Origin of the sequence: Zwartia vadi (assembly GCF_030410375.1) — a bacterium.
Classification (GTDB): Bacteria; Pseudomonadota; Gammaproteobacteria; order Burkholderiales; family Burkholderiaceae_B; genus Zwartia; species Zwartia vadi.
In genome coordinates, this window is the sequence record NZ_JAUHHE010000010.1 from 46,149 (window position 1) to 62,266 (window position 16,118).

General features: G+C 49.9%; 15 protein-coding genes. 5 read left to right on the forward strand and 10 right to left on the reverse strand.

The window, feature by feature from the left end; genetic code table 11:
- Window positions 1–31: 31 nt before the first annotated feature.
- From QWY27_RS09955 to QWY27_RS09970, 4 genes are all read right to left on the reverse strand, one after another.
- Window positions 32–1,411 (reverse strand): M15 family metallopeptidase, encoded by a 1,380-nt coding sequence (locus QWY27_RS09955; RefSeq protein ID WP_290197223.1) that lies wholly within the window; start codon window positions 1,409–1,411, stop codon window positions 32–34.
- A gap of 6 nt (window positions 1,412–1,417) precedes the next feature.
- Window positions 1,418–2,212: a hypothetical protein gene (locus tag QWY27_RS09960; RefSeq protein ID WP_290197225.1), complete on the reverse strand. Its 795-nt coding sequence runs from the start codon at window positions 2,210–2,212 to the stop codon at window positions 1,418–1,420.
- 15 nt (window positions 2,213–2,227) lie between these two features.
- Window positions 2,228–3,682, reverse strand: a complete 1,455-nt coding sequence (locus QWY27_RS09965; protein ID WP_290197227.1) for a tetratricopeptide repeat protein — start codon at window positions 3,680–3,682, stop codon at window positions 2,228–2,230.
- Between the two features lie 123 nt (window positions 3,683–3,805).
- Window positions 3,806–4,786: a Bug family tripartite tricarboxylate transporter substrate binding protein gene (locus QWY27_RS09970; protein ID WP_290197229.1), complete on the reverse strand. Its 981-nt coding sequence runs from the start codon at window positions 4,784–4,786 to the stop codon at window positions 3,806–3,808.
- 141 nt (window positions 4,787–4,927) lie between these two features.
- Between QWY27_RS09970 and QWY27_RS09975 the strand changes: the two genes are divergently transcribed.
- The 4 genes from QWY27_RS09975 (at window position 4,928) to QWY27_RS09990 (ending at window position 8,868) form a co-directional block, all read left to right on the forward strand.
- Window positions 4,928–5,944, forward strand: coding sequence for a Bug family tripartite tricarboxylate transporter substrate binding protein (locus QWY27_RS09975; RefSeq protein WP_290197231.1), 1,017 nt, complete (start codon window positions 4,928–4,930; stop codon window positions 5,942–5,944).
- A gap of 137 nt (window positions 5,945–6,081) precedes the next feature.
- A complete protein-coding gene (locus QWY27_RS09980) occupies window positions 6,082–7,062 on the forward strand; it encodes a Bug family tripartite tricarboxylate transporter substrate binding protein (protein ID WP_290197233.1) in 981 nt (326 codons plus the stop codon).
- A gap of 38 nt (window positions 7,063–7,100) precedes the next feature.
- Window positions 7,101–7,901 carry a hypothetical protein gene (locus QWY27_RS09985; RefSeq protein WP_290197236.1) on the forward strand — a complete coding sequence of 267 codons (801 nt, stop codon included), beginning with the start codon at window positions 7,101–7,103 and terminating at the stop codon, window positions 7,899–7,901.
- A 34-nt stretch (window positions 7,902–7,935) separates the two neighbouring features.
- Window positions 7,936–8,868 carry an AEC family transporter gene (locus QWY27_RS09990; protein WP_290197238.1) on the forward strand — a complete coding sequence of 311 codons (933 nt, stop codon included), beginning with the start codon at window positions 7,936–7,938 and terminating at the stop codon, window positions 8,866–8,868.
- A 2-nt stretch (window positions 8,869–8,870) separates the two neighbouring features.
- Here the strand turns inward: QWY27_RS09990 and QWY27_RS09995 are convergent, their stop codons facing one another.
- Together QWY27_RS09995 and QWY27_RS10000 are read right to left on the reverse strand one after the other, a co-directional pair.
- A complete protein-coding gene (locus tag QWY27_RS09995; RefSeq protein WP_290197240.1) occupies window positions 8,871–9,383 on the reverse strand; it encodes a hypothetical protein in 513 nt (170 codons plus the stop codon).
- A gap of 36 nt (window positions 9,384–9,419) precedes the next feature.
- Window positions 9,420–10,517: a branched-chain amino acid aminotransferase gene (locus QWY27_RS10000; protein WP_290197242.1), complete on the reverse strand. Its 1,098-nt coding sequence runs from the start codon at window positions 10,515–10,517 to the stop codon at window positions 9,420–9,422.
- Window positions 10,518–10,629: 112 nt separating this feature from the next.
- Here QWY27_RS10000 and QWY27_RS10005 point away from each other — a divergent pair, with 112 nt between their 5' ends.
- Entirely contained in the window at window positions 10,630–11,601 is a 972-nt protein-coding gene (locus QWY27_RS10005; protein WP_290197244.1) for a Bug family tripartite tricarboxylate transporter substrate binding protein, read from the forward strand.
- Window positions 11,602–11,645: 44 nt separating this feature from the next.
- Here QWY27_RS10005 and QWY27_RS10010 read toward each other — a convergent pair whose 3' ends face one another.
- The 4 genes from QWY27_RS10010 to QWY27_RS10025 form a co-directional block, all read right to left on the reverse strand.
- Window positions 11,646–12,623, reverse strand: a complete 978-nt coding sequence (locus QWY27_RS10010; RefSeq protein ID WP_290197246.1) for a quinone oxidoreductase family protein — start codon at window positions 12,621–12,623, stop codon at window positions 11,646–11,648.
- Window positions 12,624–12,727: 104 nt separating this feature from the next.
- The gene (locus QWY27_RS10015) at window positions 12,728–13,942 is read right to left on the reverse strand and encodes an MFS transporter (RefSeq protein WP_290197248.1); all 1,215 of its coding nucleotides are present in this window, start codon (window positions 13,940–13,942) and stop codon (window positions 12,728–12,730) included.
- Between the two features lie 7 nt (window positions 13,943–13,949).
- Window positions 13,950–14,885 (reverse strand): N-carbamoyl-D-amino-acid hydrolase, encoded by a 936-nt coding sequence (locus tag QWY27_RS10020; RefSeq protein WP_290197264.1) that lies wholly within the window; start codon window positions 14,883–14,885, stop codon window positions 13,950–13,952.
- Complete coding sequence (locus QWY27_RS10025; protein ID WP_290197266.1) at window positions 14,882–16,117, reverse strand: Zn-dependent hydrolase; 1,236 nt, start codon at window positions 16,115–16,117, stop codon at window positions 14,882–14,884. The genes QWY27_RS10020 and QWY27_RS10025 overlap by 4 nt, the downstream gene beginning before the upstream one ends.
- Between the last annotated feature and the right edge of the window lies 1 nt (window position 16,118).

The following is a 16,118-nucleotide window of genomic DNA, read 5'->3' on the forward strand; positions in this document are numbered from 1 at the left end:
GTTTTTAGATAATTTAATACGGCTCCTCGGATTAGTCCATTTGTTCCGGTAATCCCCAAGCAGCTTGATATTTTTGGTATTCGGCCCGGGGTAGTAATACGTAAAGCGGACGTTTGTCAGGGTCTAGCCAAGACATGATCTGGTCAAGCTTGTGGGCATCCATTGCTGTGCAGCCAAGAGTCATCCCATTGGGCTGGCTCCAGACATGCATGAATACGCAGCTACCAAGTCCCGATTCGTTTTTAGGGTTTTGCTGAATCACCAAGCCTTTGACATATTGCTGGTCGCCTTTGTTGGTCAGATCCAGGCGCATCGGCTCGGTGCTGCCTTTGATCGCCTCAAGTCCAACTTTACGAGTGTCGACTATGGTGTTGTAGAGGGGAGAACCTATTACATCGATGCAGTAGTTTGATGACTCCATACCCTGATAGGGCATCTTTGTCTGAGCTGTGGCAGCGTATCCAAATGCCAAACCAAAATCAAAGATTCCGGCGGGCGCTTTGCCGTCACCTTCACGCTTGAGGACACCCATGGGTTCTGGGTGTAGGCCGCGACCCCAGGCGCTGCCACTTTTACCCAGGATAACTGGAACACCATCCATTTTTTTAACCCACTTTCCACCCATACGTTCGTATGTTGAAAGAATGGCTTTCTTGGACTTCCAGTCGGGAGCTGTCGCGATGACTAATTGGAAGCTACCTAAGCGATCGACTAACCGAGCAGGATTGTTTGATAAAAAGTCGAAATACTGATTGGGAAAGGGCTCGTTTTTAAAACTAAAGTGCCACCACTCTTTGGAGTAGGGCGTAAAACCATGTTTGACCATTACCTCGCGCAGTCGCTGTCGATTTTTAACTTGGGTTGGTGTCAGCGAGGGATGTTCGGCACCTGATTCAGGTCCAAAAAAATCAAAGACTGAACCCATATCAAGCTCACCATCAGGAGCGTTTTTTGCAAATAGCGTCAGGTCAACTGTGCTGCCACGGCTGTGCCCCGATCTGCCACTGATATAGCCTAGCGCACGAAGATCTTTTTTATCCAATGCAGGATAAAAAGTGGCTTTGGCTAATTGATCGTTCGGATCGGCCATCCACCGCATAAAATGCTCGACCGCTCTTTTAGGGCGATAGGTATCAAATATCAACAAGCCATAACCCTGCCGATCCAGATCTTGTTGAACCTTTGCAAGTGCGAGCGTGGCAGGTCGTGTCAACACTGCCCTCGCATCCGCATAGCCATCGACCGGTGCGCCAATGAAGTTATTTTTTGAGGAGTAACGCAGGTCGATTTTGAGTGCGGGAATCCATTCGTCTAGATAAACAAATTCATCCGGCATAGTTGTCTGAGCAGCAACCGCACTGCTGAACATCAAGCACAATCCAGTCAGTGCGCCGAACAGTTTGTTAAGCAAATGAAATTATTCCTTTGAGGGTGTGAGTCTGACGCCGCGCAAATTTGTTTCTATCTTGGAAAAAATCAATAGTAACGCGAGCGACATAAAAACGCCGAACGAAATCAGCGCGCCCCACAACATTTGCACCCCTTCCATTCTTGTTGCCATGGCGCGTTCTTCTGCGGCCCTCTCTTGGCGAACGACACGGTTTTGTTCTTCGCGGTTAAATTTGGCGGCGGCCTCAACAGCGTCCGCCCATTCTTCCACGTGCCAATTCAACGCACCACTGAAAACACCGCCTCGACCTTGCTTGTCAATACAGATTTTGATCACGCTTGGATTGGCAAGCACAGTGCTGATGAACTTATCCTGTGACTCTGCAAAGTTTGGCCCGAATTTACGAAACCAGTTACGAAAAGAATTTCGAGGAAAATCGGAGGTCATAAATCCGTCTTGTTCGATTTTGTTTGGCACATTGCAAGCCTTTTGATATGCGTCGTAATAGCCCCATGCCTTAGCAAGATGTGCTGCTGCGAGCTCATCCATCGGATGTGCACGAGGCGCTTGTGGAGCTGGTGCGGCGGGTGTCGGGGCAGGTGGCTCATCACGCTTTTCAAGAGCCTTGATGAATGCATCGACGTCCACTTTAGGTTCTGGTGCAGTCTGCGCTGGAGCAACGGGTTCAGGTTTGGCGCTGAAGTCTACAAGCCCTTTTATCACCGTCACAATTGCAGCCAACAAAGCAAGCGTCAGAATCAATAGCAAGACGATTTTGAATAGTTTTAGATAGGTTTCTTCAATTTTTACTAAGGCGCTCATTTTGTTTTCCTTGAGTTACATACTTAAGATCTGTTGATTGGTTTCGCGTTGCTTGCGTAGTTTTTCTTGCCGCTCTTTTTCGGCTTTATCAGCACGCACTTTGTTGATTGCAGCTAGGCTGCTTTTAGCCAGTGAATTTCCCTGATCAGCCGCGAGTTTGAACCATTTCAGCGCCTCGTCTTCATCGGCAGTGACGCCCAGACCAAACTGGTAGAGCTGTCCCATATTTGATTGCGCAGTGGCAAAGCCTTGGTCGGCCGATAGCTTGAACCATTTATAGGCTTGCGCATAATCACGCTCGACACCCTCGCCAATCTTGTATTGCTCACCAAGTTTATTTTGAGCAAAGCGATTACCTTGTGCTGCAGCCAGCCTGAACCACTCGATTGCCCGGTTGATGTCTTTTTCAACGCCTTGTCCCGTCATGTACAGCATACCGAGTCCGACCTGAGCATCGGCATCGCCTTTTTCAACAAGCTCTTTGTATGCCGTAGCGGCTGTTTTATAGTCTTGCCGCTTAAGAGCCTCAAGCGCTTCAGCAAGTGTGTAAGGCTCAGTGCGTGGTGGAGGCGGTGGTGGGGGAGGTGGTGGCTCTGGTGCGCGAACCGGTTCGGGTCCTACCTGCGGTGCTGCTGATGGTGGAGACGTGATAGGTGCCACAGGCGCTGCGGAAGTGGCAGGCATCTGAATCCTATCCATGGTCCACGTTACGTTTTTATCGCCTTGAAAGAAGAGTCGACCATCGGGGCGAAGTGAAGCAATCACTCGATAAAATTTACCATCGCGATATATTTGTTTGCCGACATATTCTCCTGGTGCAACGTAGGTAAGTTCTATGATTCGGTCGCCAGGCGCAAAGTTTGGACTGTTACTTTGGGTCGCAATACCTATGCCGTTTTTGAGCTCGTAACCATACTTCCATTGACTGCTGTACCAAACGCCATCGATCGCTGCAATTCCAGGTGGGGCACTGGCAGGTGGATTGGCGCCGCGGGCTGAAGCCGTCCTTTGTTTGAGCTGATTGAGGTTCGCGACACCTTCAGGAAAGTTCTGAGCAGCGGAAAGTGAGAAGTAGGTTTCGGCAAGAGGGAGATTGCGGGCGACGCCTTTGCCATCGCGATACAGCTCGCCCAGATTATTCAGCGCACCGGGGTGATTGAATTTAATTCCTTCGCGGTAGCTCGTAATCGCATCATCGAGTCGATTACCTTTTTCTAGCGCGCGACCAAGCTGAAACCATAATTGACCATTTTGTGGTTCAGCGCGAACAGCCGCAATACAGGCGGCAATCGCTTGCTGAGCATTGATTCGGTCGTAAGGCACCCCAGCCGCTTTGCGATTGGGATCGGATGGTAAAGCTGCCAGTGCATGGCAAGTGCTGACTTGAGCATATGCACTCGCCATCATGCCTAGTGAGAGCGAGTTGAATATTACTAGCGCAATAAGTAAGCGTCGGAGGACATGAGGCATTTTGACTCCTGATTTTATCTATATGCCAATTTTGAGATGATAATCTAATTGACATATAAATAAATCTGAGTCCTTGCGCTTGCCCAGCAAAAATAACGACTGGGCAAGTTTTCCTCTTAAAACTTAATCAACCTTCATATTTGAAGATTTAACGATCCCGGCGTATTTGGCTACCTCTTCACGCAAGTGTTTACCAAACGCATCGGGTGTTCCACCGATAATTTCAATGCCGCGTTCGGCTAGATTGCGCTTGACGGCTGGATCTTGGAGCGCCTTGTTCAAGGAGGCATTCATTTTATCGATCGCGATTTTAGGCGTTGAGACTGGAGCGATGATTCCATACCAGGAGTCAGTCTCGAAGGTCGGTAATCCTTGCTCGGCGATCGTGGGGATTTCGGGTGCGAGGGGCGCACGCGTTAAATAAGTTGTGCCAAGCGCCTTGATTTTCCCGCTACGGATGTGGGGCATGAAATCAGGCAGGTTTCCAAACATCAAATCAATATTGCCAGCAAGCAGGTCTGTTAACGCAGGTCCTTGCGCCTTGTATGGGACATGAACCATATCGATGCCTGCCATGGATTTGAGCATTTCACCGGCGAAATGCGGTGTGGTGCCATTGCCAAAGGAGCCATAGGAAAGTTTTCCTGGATTTTTCTTTGCGTAAGCGATCAGTTCCTGGAGATTATTGATACCGAGGCTTGGTTTGATTGCCAGTACGTTAGCTGTTCTGGCGAGCAAAATGACCGGTGCCAGGTCATCGAGGGTTTTGTAAGGGAGTGCTTTGACAAGTGTCTGATTAACCGTAAAGCTGTTTGCGACACCACCAAAGGTGTGTCGATCGGTCGCTTTCGCCACGGCGTCAACACCAATCACCGTTCCTGCACCGGGCTTGTTTTCAATAATGACGGGTGTGGCCAAGTCTCGATTGACCTCTGTGCCGAGTAAGCGTACGACCGCATCGAGCGTACTGGCTCCGCCGGGGAAAGGCACGATAATCCTAATCGGTTGAGTTGGCCAGTTTTGCGCCGGGGCGTTCTGAGATTGGACGGGTGCTAAACATGCTGCAAATAAAGCGAGCGAGGCGATAAAAAATCTGTTCGTCATTGCATTTCCACCGTATAAAAGAACTTGTTATTTGGGTCGAACATCACAAAACCAAATAAATGTAACAGCTAAGTCAGACTAATTGCTAGTATGAAGGCGTCGCTCGGAGAAGCGATTTTGAAATTTTAAAAAGGGTGAGACATGAGACACATTGATATGTATTTGAAGCAAATGGGTAGAAGTTTTGTCAAGATGACTTCTATCGCTTTTCTTGGAGCTGTTCTTTTATCAAGTCCTGATGCGACACAGGCTGCTGAGGTATTTCCTAATAAGCCAATCAAATTCGTTGTGCCTTATGCCGCGGGTGGTGCCACGGATACGACTGCACGGCTGATTTCAAAAGAGCTCACGTCCATATTAGGGCAGCCTGTTATCGTAGAAAATAAGGCAGGTGCCGGTGGAAATATTGGTACGGATTCAGTTGCCAAGTCGGCTCCAGATGGCTACACGATGCTCTTGGCATACACCGGCCCGATGGCCATTAATCCATCCCTATACGACTCACTTCCCTTTAAGCCCAAACAGGATTTCGCACCTGTCACGCTACTTGCTCAAGCACCTCAAATTCTAGGAGTGCACCCCTCCGTGCCTGTGACAACAGTTGAGGAGTTGATCACTTACGCAAAAGCCAATCCCGATAAATTATTTTTCGGTTCATCGGGAAATGGTGGCGCGGATCACCTTGCTGGCGAGCTTTTTAAAATGCGGACGGGTACAAAAATTACCCACGTCCCATACAAAGGTGGGGCGCCTGCGCTCGCAGACTTGGTCGCTGGACGCACCCAGATGCAGTTCATGACGATTCCTGCGAGTATTGGGCACATTCAGTCAGGACGCATTCGACCGTTAGCTATTCTCAGCAAAGAACGCTATCCGCTTTTTCCTGATGTACCAACCATCTCGCAAGCAGGTGTAAAAGATTACGACATCAATAATTGGTATGGTGTTGTCGTAGCTGCCGGAACACCTCCTGACATTGTTAATAAACTCAATGGTGCTTTGATTAAGGCTCTTAATTCCGAAGAAGTTCAGACGCGCTTCAAAGGTCTCGGATTGGTGCCTGTTTCAAACAGTCCAGAACAATTCAAAATTTTTATCGATAAAGAATCAGATCGTTGGGCGGAAATCATTCGCGTGTCAGGCGCAACATTGAAATAGTCTGGATGTATACGGACTATTCTAAGACTTGACATCTCCTGATCGCTGACCTACTGTGGAACGCAGACACTTGCACTGAAAAAAACTTACTGTTTCAGTCAGTGCAAGTGAGACTATAAAAAAATACGGAGAAGACAATGAAAGTGATGAATCGATTGATTCAATCGGCTATGGTGGTGGCGCTTTCTTTATCAGCATTGCCACTCGTTGCTTCAGCACAAAAATTTCCCGATAAGCCAATCAAAATTCTCGTACCGTTTCCTCCCGGAGGTGGTACAGATTTTGTATCGCGTATTGTGGGTACGAAATTGGCCGAGCTAACGGGCTGGCAAGTGATTGTTGAAAACAAGCCCGGCGCAGGGGGAAATCTGGCGATTGAATTCGCATCCAAAGCTCCTGCAGACGGCTACACACTCGTAATGGGCCAGACTGACAACATGATGCTGGGACCTTGGCTCTATAACAACCTGACATATGACAGCGTCAAGAGTTTCGCGCCCGTTATCCAGGTCTCCGTGACACCTGCGGGTATTGGGACCTCACCTTCATCCGGAATCAAAACACCTCAGGACCTTGTGACCAAGGGTAAATCCAAAGAGGGCTTGCGATGGGGAACGGCAGGACTGGGTACCCTTGGACACATCATTGGCGAAGATTTTAAAAAGCGGGCTGATATTAACCTTTTACAAGTGCCCTACAAAGGCGCGGGTCCGGCCATTATTGATGTAATGGGGGGTCAAGTTGATATTTACATCGGCACGCTTGCGTCACTTGCACCACACGCCAAAAGTGGCAAGCTAGTCGCTGTCGCAGTGTCTTCCGCCAAGCGATCATCGGAGTTTCCTGATGTTAAAACTCTCGATGAGACTGTAGCGAAAGGTATGGACTTCAGTATCTGGACGGGTCTGTTTGCTCCAGCAGGTACACCTCCCGCCACGATTGCGATTTTGAACAAAGAGCTTAATCGAGTGCTGGCGTCACCTGATGTCATCGCAAGGATGAAGGCTGGTGGTGTCGACCCTGGCGGTGGCACGTCAGCCCAGTTCGCTGCTTTTGTCACAAAAGACTATGCGAATTGGGGACGTATTATCAAAGAGTCAGGTATCAAGCTTAATTAAGAAAATCGTGTCCTCGGCCAGACATTGACAGGTAAAAAATGAAATCAAATATTCATTCCATCAGCAAGTGTCTGGCCGTTTTATATGCTTTCACATTTGCTTCAGCCGTTTGGGCATTAGAGCCGACAGTCAAAACTCCTCAGGTGGATACGCCGAAGCGCGTACTCTTAATCGGCAACAGTTACCTGTATTACGGAGATAGTTTGCACAACGTTTTACGTAATCTCGTTGTGGCGGACAATCCTGAAATTTCGAAGTCATTGCAATACAAGTCAGCAACGATTGGTGGTGCAAGTCTCGATCATCACAACATTGATTGGTTAACCAAGCCCGGGCAGATTGGTGTCCAGGAGCCTTTCGAGTTGGTCGTTTTGCAAGGGCACAGCGCTGCGGCAATTCAACCTAAACAAGGTGAAACTCATATCAAGGCGGCAACGCAAGCGGCTGCCTTGATTGCCGAGCGGGGCGGGAAAGTAGCGCTGTATATGCCGCATTCCTACGTCCCTCCCCACAAGCAAGCTGCGCCTGAAAACGTTCAAAAGAATCGTGATTTTTACGTCAAGCTCGGCAATGATTTGAATGCGCTCGTCATACCCGTTGGATTGGCATTCGATTTAGCCTATCAACGCGATCCAACTCTCAAGCTGCACAAAGCTTACGACGGAAGCCATCCTTCTAGAGAAGGAACCTATTTAGCTGCTGCCACTGTTTACGCAGCCTTGTATGGTAAATCTCCCGTGGGTAATACCTTTGATGCGTTTGGAGAGGTCGACCCCAAAACAAGACTGCAGCTGCAGCAAGTCGCTTGGGATACGGTCAAACAGTTTTATGGACGTTGACCCATTTTTTATAAAAATGTGAGATAGGAATTAAATGATTAATCTAGTCTTAAGTGCATTGATCCCTGTAGCGTTTGTCGTGTTGCTCGGATGTCTTGCTGGTCGAAGTAAATTGATTGGTGCGGAGGGGGCGAAAAGCTTGTCCACGCTGGTTGTGAACTTTGCGCTGCCTTGTATTTTGTTTGTTTCCGCCTTTGGTTTCAGTCCGACTCAGTTTGAAAATATTGATTATGTTTTAACTCTGCTGATTGGTCTGACCATTCCTTTCTTTGCCGCGCTTTTTCTTGCGCGATTCATTTGGAAAAAAGAATCGGGAGAGGCTGCTTTGTTTGCCAGCAACAGCGGCTTTCCTGACATGGCTTATTTCGGAGTGCCAGTCGTGCTGACTGTGTTGGGTCAGCAAGGTATGCTGCCTGTGATTGTGGGCAATATTATCAGCAGCATCGTCATCGTTCCTGTGGTCATGGCGATGTTACGCAATTCGCGAAATGACGCACAGTCCCCAGGTGTGTTTTCCATTATTCTCAATACGATCCGTCAACCGATCGTATGGGCACCGCTGATTGGTTTGTTCCTTGTTTTATTTGGAGTCAAGCTGCCTGCTCTGGCAGAAGAGTCTTTAAAGCTGTTAGGCAATGCATCGGGAGGGGTCGCATTGTTTACGCTTGGAATTTTATTGTCCGCTTTAGCGCCGCGAATCGATCTCGAGGTGATTGTCGTGGTCATTGTGAAAAACTTCGCGATGCCGGCACTCGTTTTGATGTTGGTGCTGCTGTTCAAACTCGATCCTGTTTTGGCTAAAGGAGCGATTATCATTGCTGCATGTCCTGCAGCGACAATGGGCGCACTATTTTGCGCGCAGTTTGGGGTCGCCCAGGACAAAATCCCAGGTCAAATTTTGGCGAGCAATATCGTCGCTATTTTCTCGATGGCGATGTGGATCGTCATCGCTGAAAAGCTCTTTTAAGACTATCTTGTTTTAGCCCGGCATGCAGCTTGCATGTCGGGATCCCGAATAAAGCCGCACTGGCCTGAGCCGCCTCCTGTCTCGGCGCGGCACATTGCTTGTAGATCACTGTTGCGAATAAAACCGCATTGACCGCGACCCCCGCCTGTCGTGGCTCGGCAATAGGCTTGCCTGTCAGGATCCCGAATAAAGCCACACTGTCCTGATGGGCCGCTTGATGAACTACTCTTTTTTTGAGTGCTTGCCCGACATGCGGCTTGCATGTCGGGGTTTCGGATGAAGCCGCACTGACCAGATCCGCCACCTGTTTCCGCACGGCAACGGGCTTGAAGATCATTATCACGGATAAAGCCGCACTGTCCTGACCCACCGCCGTTGATCGCGCGGCAATAAGCTTGCTCGTCAGGATTTCTAATAAAGTTGCAATTGCTTGGCTGCGCTTGAACAAGTGGTGAAAGAAATACTCCGAGGAACCACACGAGAGCAAAAATATAACGTGAGTATTTTAGTTTCATGTCAGCTCCTTAGAAGTTAAGCATTTCTCATCCACCTTAGAGCAATCTTTCCATCCATTCTCTGGTATCGGGAACCAAGCCGTATTGAATATCCGTAAGTTGTTTGCGCAACCCGAGCGTGATGGGACCGGCTGTTTGGTTTTGAACGTCGTATGAAAAATTACCGCTTTTTAATGTGCTGATTGGAAAAATGAGTGCAGCAGTGCCGCACGCAAAGATTTCTGTGATTTGTCCTGAGGACAGTCCGTCACGGACCTTATTGATGCTAATTGGCCTTTCTTCAACGTGATGGCCGCCTGCGCGAGCAAGCTCGATGACGCTCGCTCTTGTGACGCCAGGCAAGATGCTGTCAGAGAGTGCTGGTGTGATGAGTGTTCCATTTTTTTGAACGATAAAAATATTCATCCCGCCAAGTTCTTCTAAAAACTCTCCATGCTCTGAGTCGAGAAACAACACTTGAGGACAACCGTTACGGCGAGCTTCGTTCAAAGGAGCGAGTGATCCGCCGTAATTGCCGGCGCATTTGGCATAGCCGGTACCGCCACGGGCTGCACGGGTGCGTTGGGTCGACACCCAAATCGGCACCGGACTGACACCGCTTGCAAAGTAGGGGCCGGCAGGACTGCCGATCACATAGTAGGCAACCTTGTCGGCTCCTTTGACGCCAAGAAAGCTCTCGTTCGCCATCATGAACGGCCGCAAGTAGAGACTACTTTCAGGTGCGCTCGGTACCCAGTCATGATCCATCTGAATAAGCTCTTTAAGCGATTGCACGAACAGTTCTTTGGGTAGTTCGGGCAGGCCCAAGCGTTCAGCGCTATTGATCAGGCGTTGCGCATTGATTTCGGGTCTGAAAGTCCAAATTGAGCCGTCCGGGTGGCGGTAGGCCTTGAGCCCCTCGAAAACTGCTTGAGCATAATGCAAGACGAGCGAGGCTGGGTCGAGTACGAGGGGGGCATAGGGCACCACTCTTTGGTCGTACCACCCTCGGTGTATATCCCAGTCGATCGCAACCATGTGGTCGGAATAGTATTTTCCAAAGCCTGGATTGTTGAGAATGGTTTGACGTGTCAGAATAGGGGAGGGTGATTGAGCGCGAGTTTGAGTGAATTGCGCGATCTTGGCAGTGTGCATAACTGAATCGGTATCCAAATTGCTGAAATGAAATATTAGCTTTTGATGACTGTACGCTGCTTTTCATTATCCTGCAGTCTTTCTAAATAATACTCAACGCACAGAGATACTCATGAAAAAAATTTTTATCTGTCTTTTTACAGCGCTGGCTACGCTGTCCACGGCATCTTTCGCCCAGAGCTCTCAGGGCTATCCAAATCGCCCGATCAAACTGATTGTGCCTTTCCCTGCTGCGGGTGGAACGGACAACGTGGCACGAGTCTTTGTACAAGAAGTTTCTCAGCTATTGGGTCAACCGATTGTCATTGAAAATCGTGCGGGCGCTGCAGGCATGATTGGTGCGGATCTTGCTAGCAAGGCCGAGCCTGATGGTTACACCTTGCTCATGACCACAAACAGCACGCACGTGATCGGTCCGCTGCTGAATCCCAAGACACCTTACAATCCGGTTAAAAGTTTTACTCCGATCATTTACCTTGTGCACTCGCCCTCGATCATGATCGTCCCTTTAAACTCACCAGCGAAAAACGTTGCTGAGTTTATTGCACTCGCAAAAGCAAACCCTGGCAAACTGAATTTTGGTTCTGCCGGTATCGGCGGTATTCCCCATTTATCCGGTGAACGTTTCCAAGCTCTATCTGGTGCGAAAATGACGCATGTTCCATACAAAGGAACCGCTCTGGCGATGCCTGATTTGGTGGCAGGCCGTCTGGACGTGATTTTTGATAGTTTCTCTTCAGGCTACCCGCAGGTGCGTGACGGTAAAGTTCGCGCGTTAGGTGTTTCATCGGCCGAGCGCTCGCCACTGGTGCCTGAATTGCCAGCAATTTCTGAACAGCTGCCAGGTTTCGTTTCCTTAACCTGGTTTGGAGTGCTTGGACCTGCAGGTTTGCCAGCACCGATTGTTGAAAAGCTCAGTGCTGCCTTCAACACCGCAGTGAACAACCCAAAGATTCGCGCGCAGCTTGCTGGGATGGGGATTGATGCTGTGGGCGGCACACCCGCTGACTTTGTCAAACGGATGGCCGACGATACTGCCGCGTGGGCCAAGGTGATCAAGGATGCAAATATTGTGCTGGAATAAAGTCTACCCAGCAGAAATTCAGGCATCTAGCCCATTCACATCTATCAAACAGGCATGCGCAGCACAATTTTGCCGACATGCTTGTTTGTTTCCATCATTTCTTTTGCTTGCTCGAGTTGTTCAAAGGCAAAAGATTGATCGACGAGCGGCTTGATCCGGCCATCTGCGATGGCTGGAATCACTTCAGCTTTGAATTCAGGTAAAAACTCTACGCGCTGAGCAGGCGTGCGAAGTTTGTTGGATACTCCAAAAAGACGTAAACGCTTGGAGTGCAAAGCGAGCAAGTCGAGCTCGGCAGACAGTACGCCGTCTACATAGCCGACCATTGCGAAACGCCCCTCAAAGGCCATGCAGCGAATGCTTTCAGCAAATACAGAGCCACCGACTGTATCGACCACTAGGTTCGCGCCTTTACCCTCAGTGACTTTCATGACTGTTTCCTCGAAACCCGAGCCGCGCAGGCACAGGGGAACATCGAGACCATACTCTTTTAGTCGCGCAAGTTTTTCTGGAGATCCGGAGGTGCCAATGACCTTTGCGCCCATCGCTTTTGCGGTTTGCAGCGCTGCCACGCCAACGCCAGATGACACACCGTGAATCAGAAGCCACTCATTAGGCTGGAGTTTGCCTTGCAATGACAGCATGTCGTGAACAACGAGAAACGTCAGCGGTACGCTTGCGGCCTGCTCATAGCTGAGTGTTGCTGGAATCGGCAAGGCTTCTACTTCATCCATGGTGGCATATTCAGCGAACGCACCACGGCAGCGTCCCATGACTTTATCGCCCACTTTAAGGCTCTTGACCTCGGCACCAAGCGCTTCGACCACGCCCGCACCCTCCATGCCGATAGCACTTGCCTGGCCACCTTTGTGCAGTCCATGTCCAACCACGAATTCACCACGATTCAAGCTTGCTGCGTGCAGTTTCACGAGTACTTGTGTGGGGCCAGGCACGGGGCGTTCGATGTCTCTCATCTCTAGAACGGTCTGATTGCCAACTGTTTGCATCCAATATGACTTCATTTTTTTACCTTAGAAATGATGATTTGATAAAAGAATAAGAATACTGATAACTACTGTATGTAGCTGTGGGACGGCAAATCATAACAATTGTTATGGATAAAGCATTATTTCAATTTGCTCAGAGCCGGGACCCTGAAGATGATCAACAGCATCAATGTCGCCGCGCAGACACCGTATGCAGCAAGCGCGATTTGTACGCCAACACTCTCGGCAACAGCTCCGGCGAATAAATTACCAAACGGAAGACTAATGACAACACCGGTGCGAAGCCCCATCACGCGTCCCCTCATTTCAGGGGCGGTGTTGCTCAGAATGAGCGTTGCGATCAGGGTCCAGGTGATGGCTTGCGCCAGGCCTGAGAAAAATATGATACCCAGCGATATGTAATAGGACTGGGAGAAGGCAAACATAAATAGAGTGGCCGGCCAGAGTAAACCGCCGATCACCACAAACAAACCCCGTCGTTTAAAGTTGCCAAGTGAAACGACCAGTAGTCCTGCCGTTAGTGCGCCAAGACCTGCCGTTGCGGTCAGCATGCCGTAGCCGGTGGGTCCTGCATCCAGGACATAGCGAGAAAATAGCGGTAGAAAGGAATATCGATAGGGCGCGACAAAAAAATTGAGCATGAATGCAATCAGGAGTAAAACAAAAACAGTTTGATGACTCCATGCGTAATGAAAGCCTGCAACCAAACTTTTAAGTGGTGGTTCGTGCTTGCGGGGAGGGGCTTGTTCGATAGGGTGTTTGTCATTTTTCAGACGCACGAGCGCAGTAAGATCCAGCAAGTAAATCAGAGCAATCAGAGCATATGCACCAGTCATGCCTGCAGCAGGAATTAACAACCCTCCAAAGGCTGGCCCAATCACGACTGTCATTTCGGTAGCGACCGCGTTCAACGCGACGGCATTGGTCAGATCGTCTTTGCCGACAAGATCTGGAATAAAGGCTTGGCGTGTTGGATGGTCAAGCGCCCATGTGAGGCTGCTGATAAGTGACAGAACAATCAGATGACCGACATTCAAGTTGTCTGTGAGCAACAACACCAGCATGATGAGCGTGACGCTACCACTCACCATTGAGGCCGCAATCAGTAGCTTGCGTCGATCCATGCGATCGGCCAAGACCCCCATCATGGGAGCAAGCAAATAGCCCGCCATTTTGCAGCCCGTGACAATACCAACCATTAAAGGCGAGTCGGTTAATTCGAGCGTCAGCCAACCAACCACGACGAGATCTGCCCAACGCGCTGTCGACGACAGCAGCGTGGCGATCCAGAGCATCCGAAAGTTTCGGTGGCGCAGCGCACCGGTTTTGAACATTGAAACACTACACCTCGATGATTGCACCCTTACGCTCGACGATCATGCCGTAGGCGTGTGGCTCTCTGTGCTTGGCGAAGTTAAAGACCGAGTTTTTATAAGAAAGAGTCAGGTCCAGATCGCAGCGAGCAATTGCCAACTCATCGCCGAGAGTGCTGCATGCGCCAACAATCTCACCAGAGGGGGCAACAATGATGGAGTTCCCAATTTGATCGACGCCTTCTTCACGCCCACCTTTCGCGACGCCTACAATCCATGAGCCGTTCTGGTAGGCACCTGCCTGCATAACGAGTTCGTTGTGGAAATGCGAAAGGTTATCGTGTTCGGGTGCGGGAGGATTGTGTACAGGTGTGTTGTAACCAATCAAAATCATTTCAACACCTTGAAGACCCATTACACGATAAGTCTCCGGCCAGCGGCGGTCGTTGCAGATCGCCATGCCGATTATCCCGCCAAAGGCACGAAATACAGGAAAACCAAGGTTGCCGGTTTCAAAGTAGCGCTTTTCTAGATGTTGAAACTGTCTCCAGGGCTCGTGCTCGGCGTGACCAGGCAAATGGATTTTGCGGTATTTGCCAATGATGTTGCCTGATTGATCGACCAAAATTGAAGTGTTGAAACGACGTGTGCGACCCTGTTCTTCTGTGAGTTCCGCGTAACCAAGATAAAAACCCACTTTTAGTTTTTTTGCGGCATCGAAAAGTGTTTGGGTCTCGGGACCGGGCATCTGTGCTTCAAAATAGGTATCCAGCTCGGCTTGGGATTCCATGAACCAGCGCGGAAAAAATGTCGTGAGCGCAAGCTCTGGAAAAACAACCAAATCGCAACCGTGGCGTGCGCCTTGTTCTAGTAGCGTAATGAGACGCTGTACGACTTCTTTACGGGTATGCGCGCGTTGGATCGGGCCGAGCTGAGCAGCGCCGACGGTGACGATACGGGTCATGTGTTTGACTCCTGGATGGCAAGTTCGGTCATGATGGCGAGCAGTACATTGGCACCTGCGATTAAATCGTCAGGTTCTGTATGCTCGGCAGGATTGTGGCTGATGCCACGCACACTTGGTACAAAAATCATTGAAGTCGGGCAAATCCGCGCGAGCATCTGCGCATCATGCCCGGCACCTGAGGTCATGCGCTGATGGGACAGCCCCAAGGACTCTGCGTGATGAGCAATTCGATCAGTGAGTGCGGGATCAAACACCACAGGCTCAAAGCGTGCGAGACGTCTTGAAGTGATGGTGACACCCTCCGAGTCAGAGAGTGACTTCAGGAAGTCCTTGAGTGCTTGCTCGGCCTGCTGCAACCGGCTCTCATCAGTATTGCGCAAGTCAACTGTGAGCGTGGCACGCGCGGCGATGACATTGATAAGGTTCGGGCTCAAGACGACATGGCCGACAGTACCGACTTGATTGCCACCCATTTTGCGAGTGAGTTCACGGACAAAGGTTGAGACGGCACTTGCTGCGTAGCCTGCATCATGACGCAGGCGCATCGGAGTGGTGCCTGCATGGTTCGATTGACCGACGATAGTGAGTTCCTGCCAGGAAATGCCTTGCAGATTTTCAACGGCACCGATTTTGATACCATCCGCATCCAGGAGTGGACCTTGCTCGATATGCAGCTCTACAAAAGCCTTGGGTTTATGTATACCGAGCGGAGCGGTGCCGTTGTAGCCAATGCGCTTGAGTTCGTCGCCCAAGATTGCGCCATCAATTGCTTTGAGAGCCAATGCTTCATCCAAGGGCATACCACCAACGTAAACCAAGGAACCCAGCATATCGGGCGCAAAGCGTGCTCCTTCTTCGTTGGTAAAAATACCGACAACAATTGATCGTTCAGTGCTCAGCTTCGCATCATTCAGTGTTGCAATCACCTCGAGGCCAGCCAGTACGCCGTAGTTGCCATCGTAGGCTCCGCCAGTTCGTACAGTGTCGATATGTGAGCCCGTCATGATGGGAGCGAGCTCTGGACGCATACCTGCGCGAATGCCAAAAATGTTACCGATAGGATCGACTGCAATCGACATATCGAGCTCTTTCATCCAGCCTATCACTAGATCTCTGCCTAGCTTGTCTTCATCTGTTAAAGCGAGGCGACAACAGGCATTGCTTTCGGTACGACCGATGTCAGCAAGTCTTTGAATTTGGCTTAACAGGCGTTGGCCGTTTATACGCATG

Coding starts and splice junctions, on each gene's coding strand:
- QWY27_RS10010 (WP_290197246.1), bottom strand. CDS start 12,623: ATGAAGTCATATTGGATGCAAACAGTTGGCAATCAGACCGTTCTAGAG.
- QWY27_RS10000 (WP_290197242.1), bottom strand. CDS start 10,517: ATGCACACTGCCAAGATCGCGCAATTCACTCAAACTCGCGCTCAATCA.
- QWY27_RS09965 (WP_290197227.1), bottom strand. CDS start 3,682: ATGCCTCATGTCCTCCGACGCTTACTTATTGCGCTAGTAATATTCAAC.
- QWY27_RS10020 (WP_290197264.1), bottom strand. CDS start 14,885: ATGACCCGTATCGTCACCGTCGGCGCTGCTCAGCTCGGCCCGATCCAA.
- QWY27_RS10005 (WP_290197244.1), top strand. CDS start 10,630: ATGAAAAAAATTTTTATCTGTCTTTTTACAGCGCTGGCTACGCTGTCC.
- QWY27_RS09985 (WP_290197236.1), top strand. CDS start 7,101: ATGAAATCAAATATTCATTCCATCAGCAAGTGTCTGGCCGTTTTATAT.
- QWY27_RS09980 (WP_290197233.1), top strand. CDS start 6,082: ATGAAAGTGATGAATCGATTGATTCAATCGGCTATGGTGGTGGCGCTT.
- QWY27_RS09960 (WP_290197225.1), bottom strand. CDS start 2,212: ATGAGCGCCTTAGTAAAAATTGAAGAAACCTATCTAAAACTATTCAAA.
- QWY27_RS10025 (WP_290197266.1), bottom strand. CDS start 16,117: ATGCGTATAAACGGCCAACGCCTGTTAAGCCAAATTCAAAGACTTGCT.
- QWY27_RS09975 (WP_290197231.1), top strand. CDS start 4,928: ATGAGACACATTGATATGTATTTGAAGCAAATGGGTAGAAGTTTTGTC.
- QWY27_RS09995 (WP_290197240.1), bottom strand. CDS start 9,383: ATGAAACTAAAATACTCACGTTATATTTTTGCTCTCGTGTGGTTCCTC.
- QWY27_RS09990 (WP_290197238.1), top strand. CDS start 7,936: ATGATTAATCTAGTCTTAAGTGCATTGATCCCTGTAGCGTTTGTCGTG.
- QWY27_RS09970 (WP_290197229.1), bottom strand. CDS start 4,786: ATGACGAACAGATTTTTTATCGCCTCGCTCGCTTTATTTGCAGCATGT.
- QWY27_RS10015 (WP_290197248.1), bottom strand. CDS start 13,942: ATGTTCAAAACCGGTGCGCTGCGCCACCGAAACTTTCGGATGCTCTGG.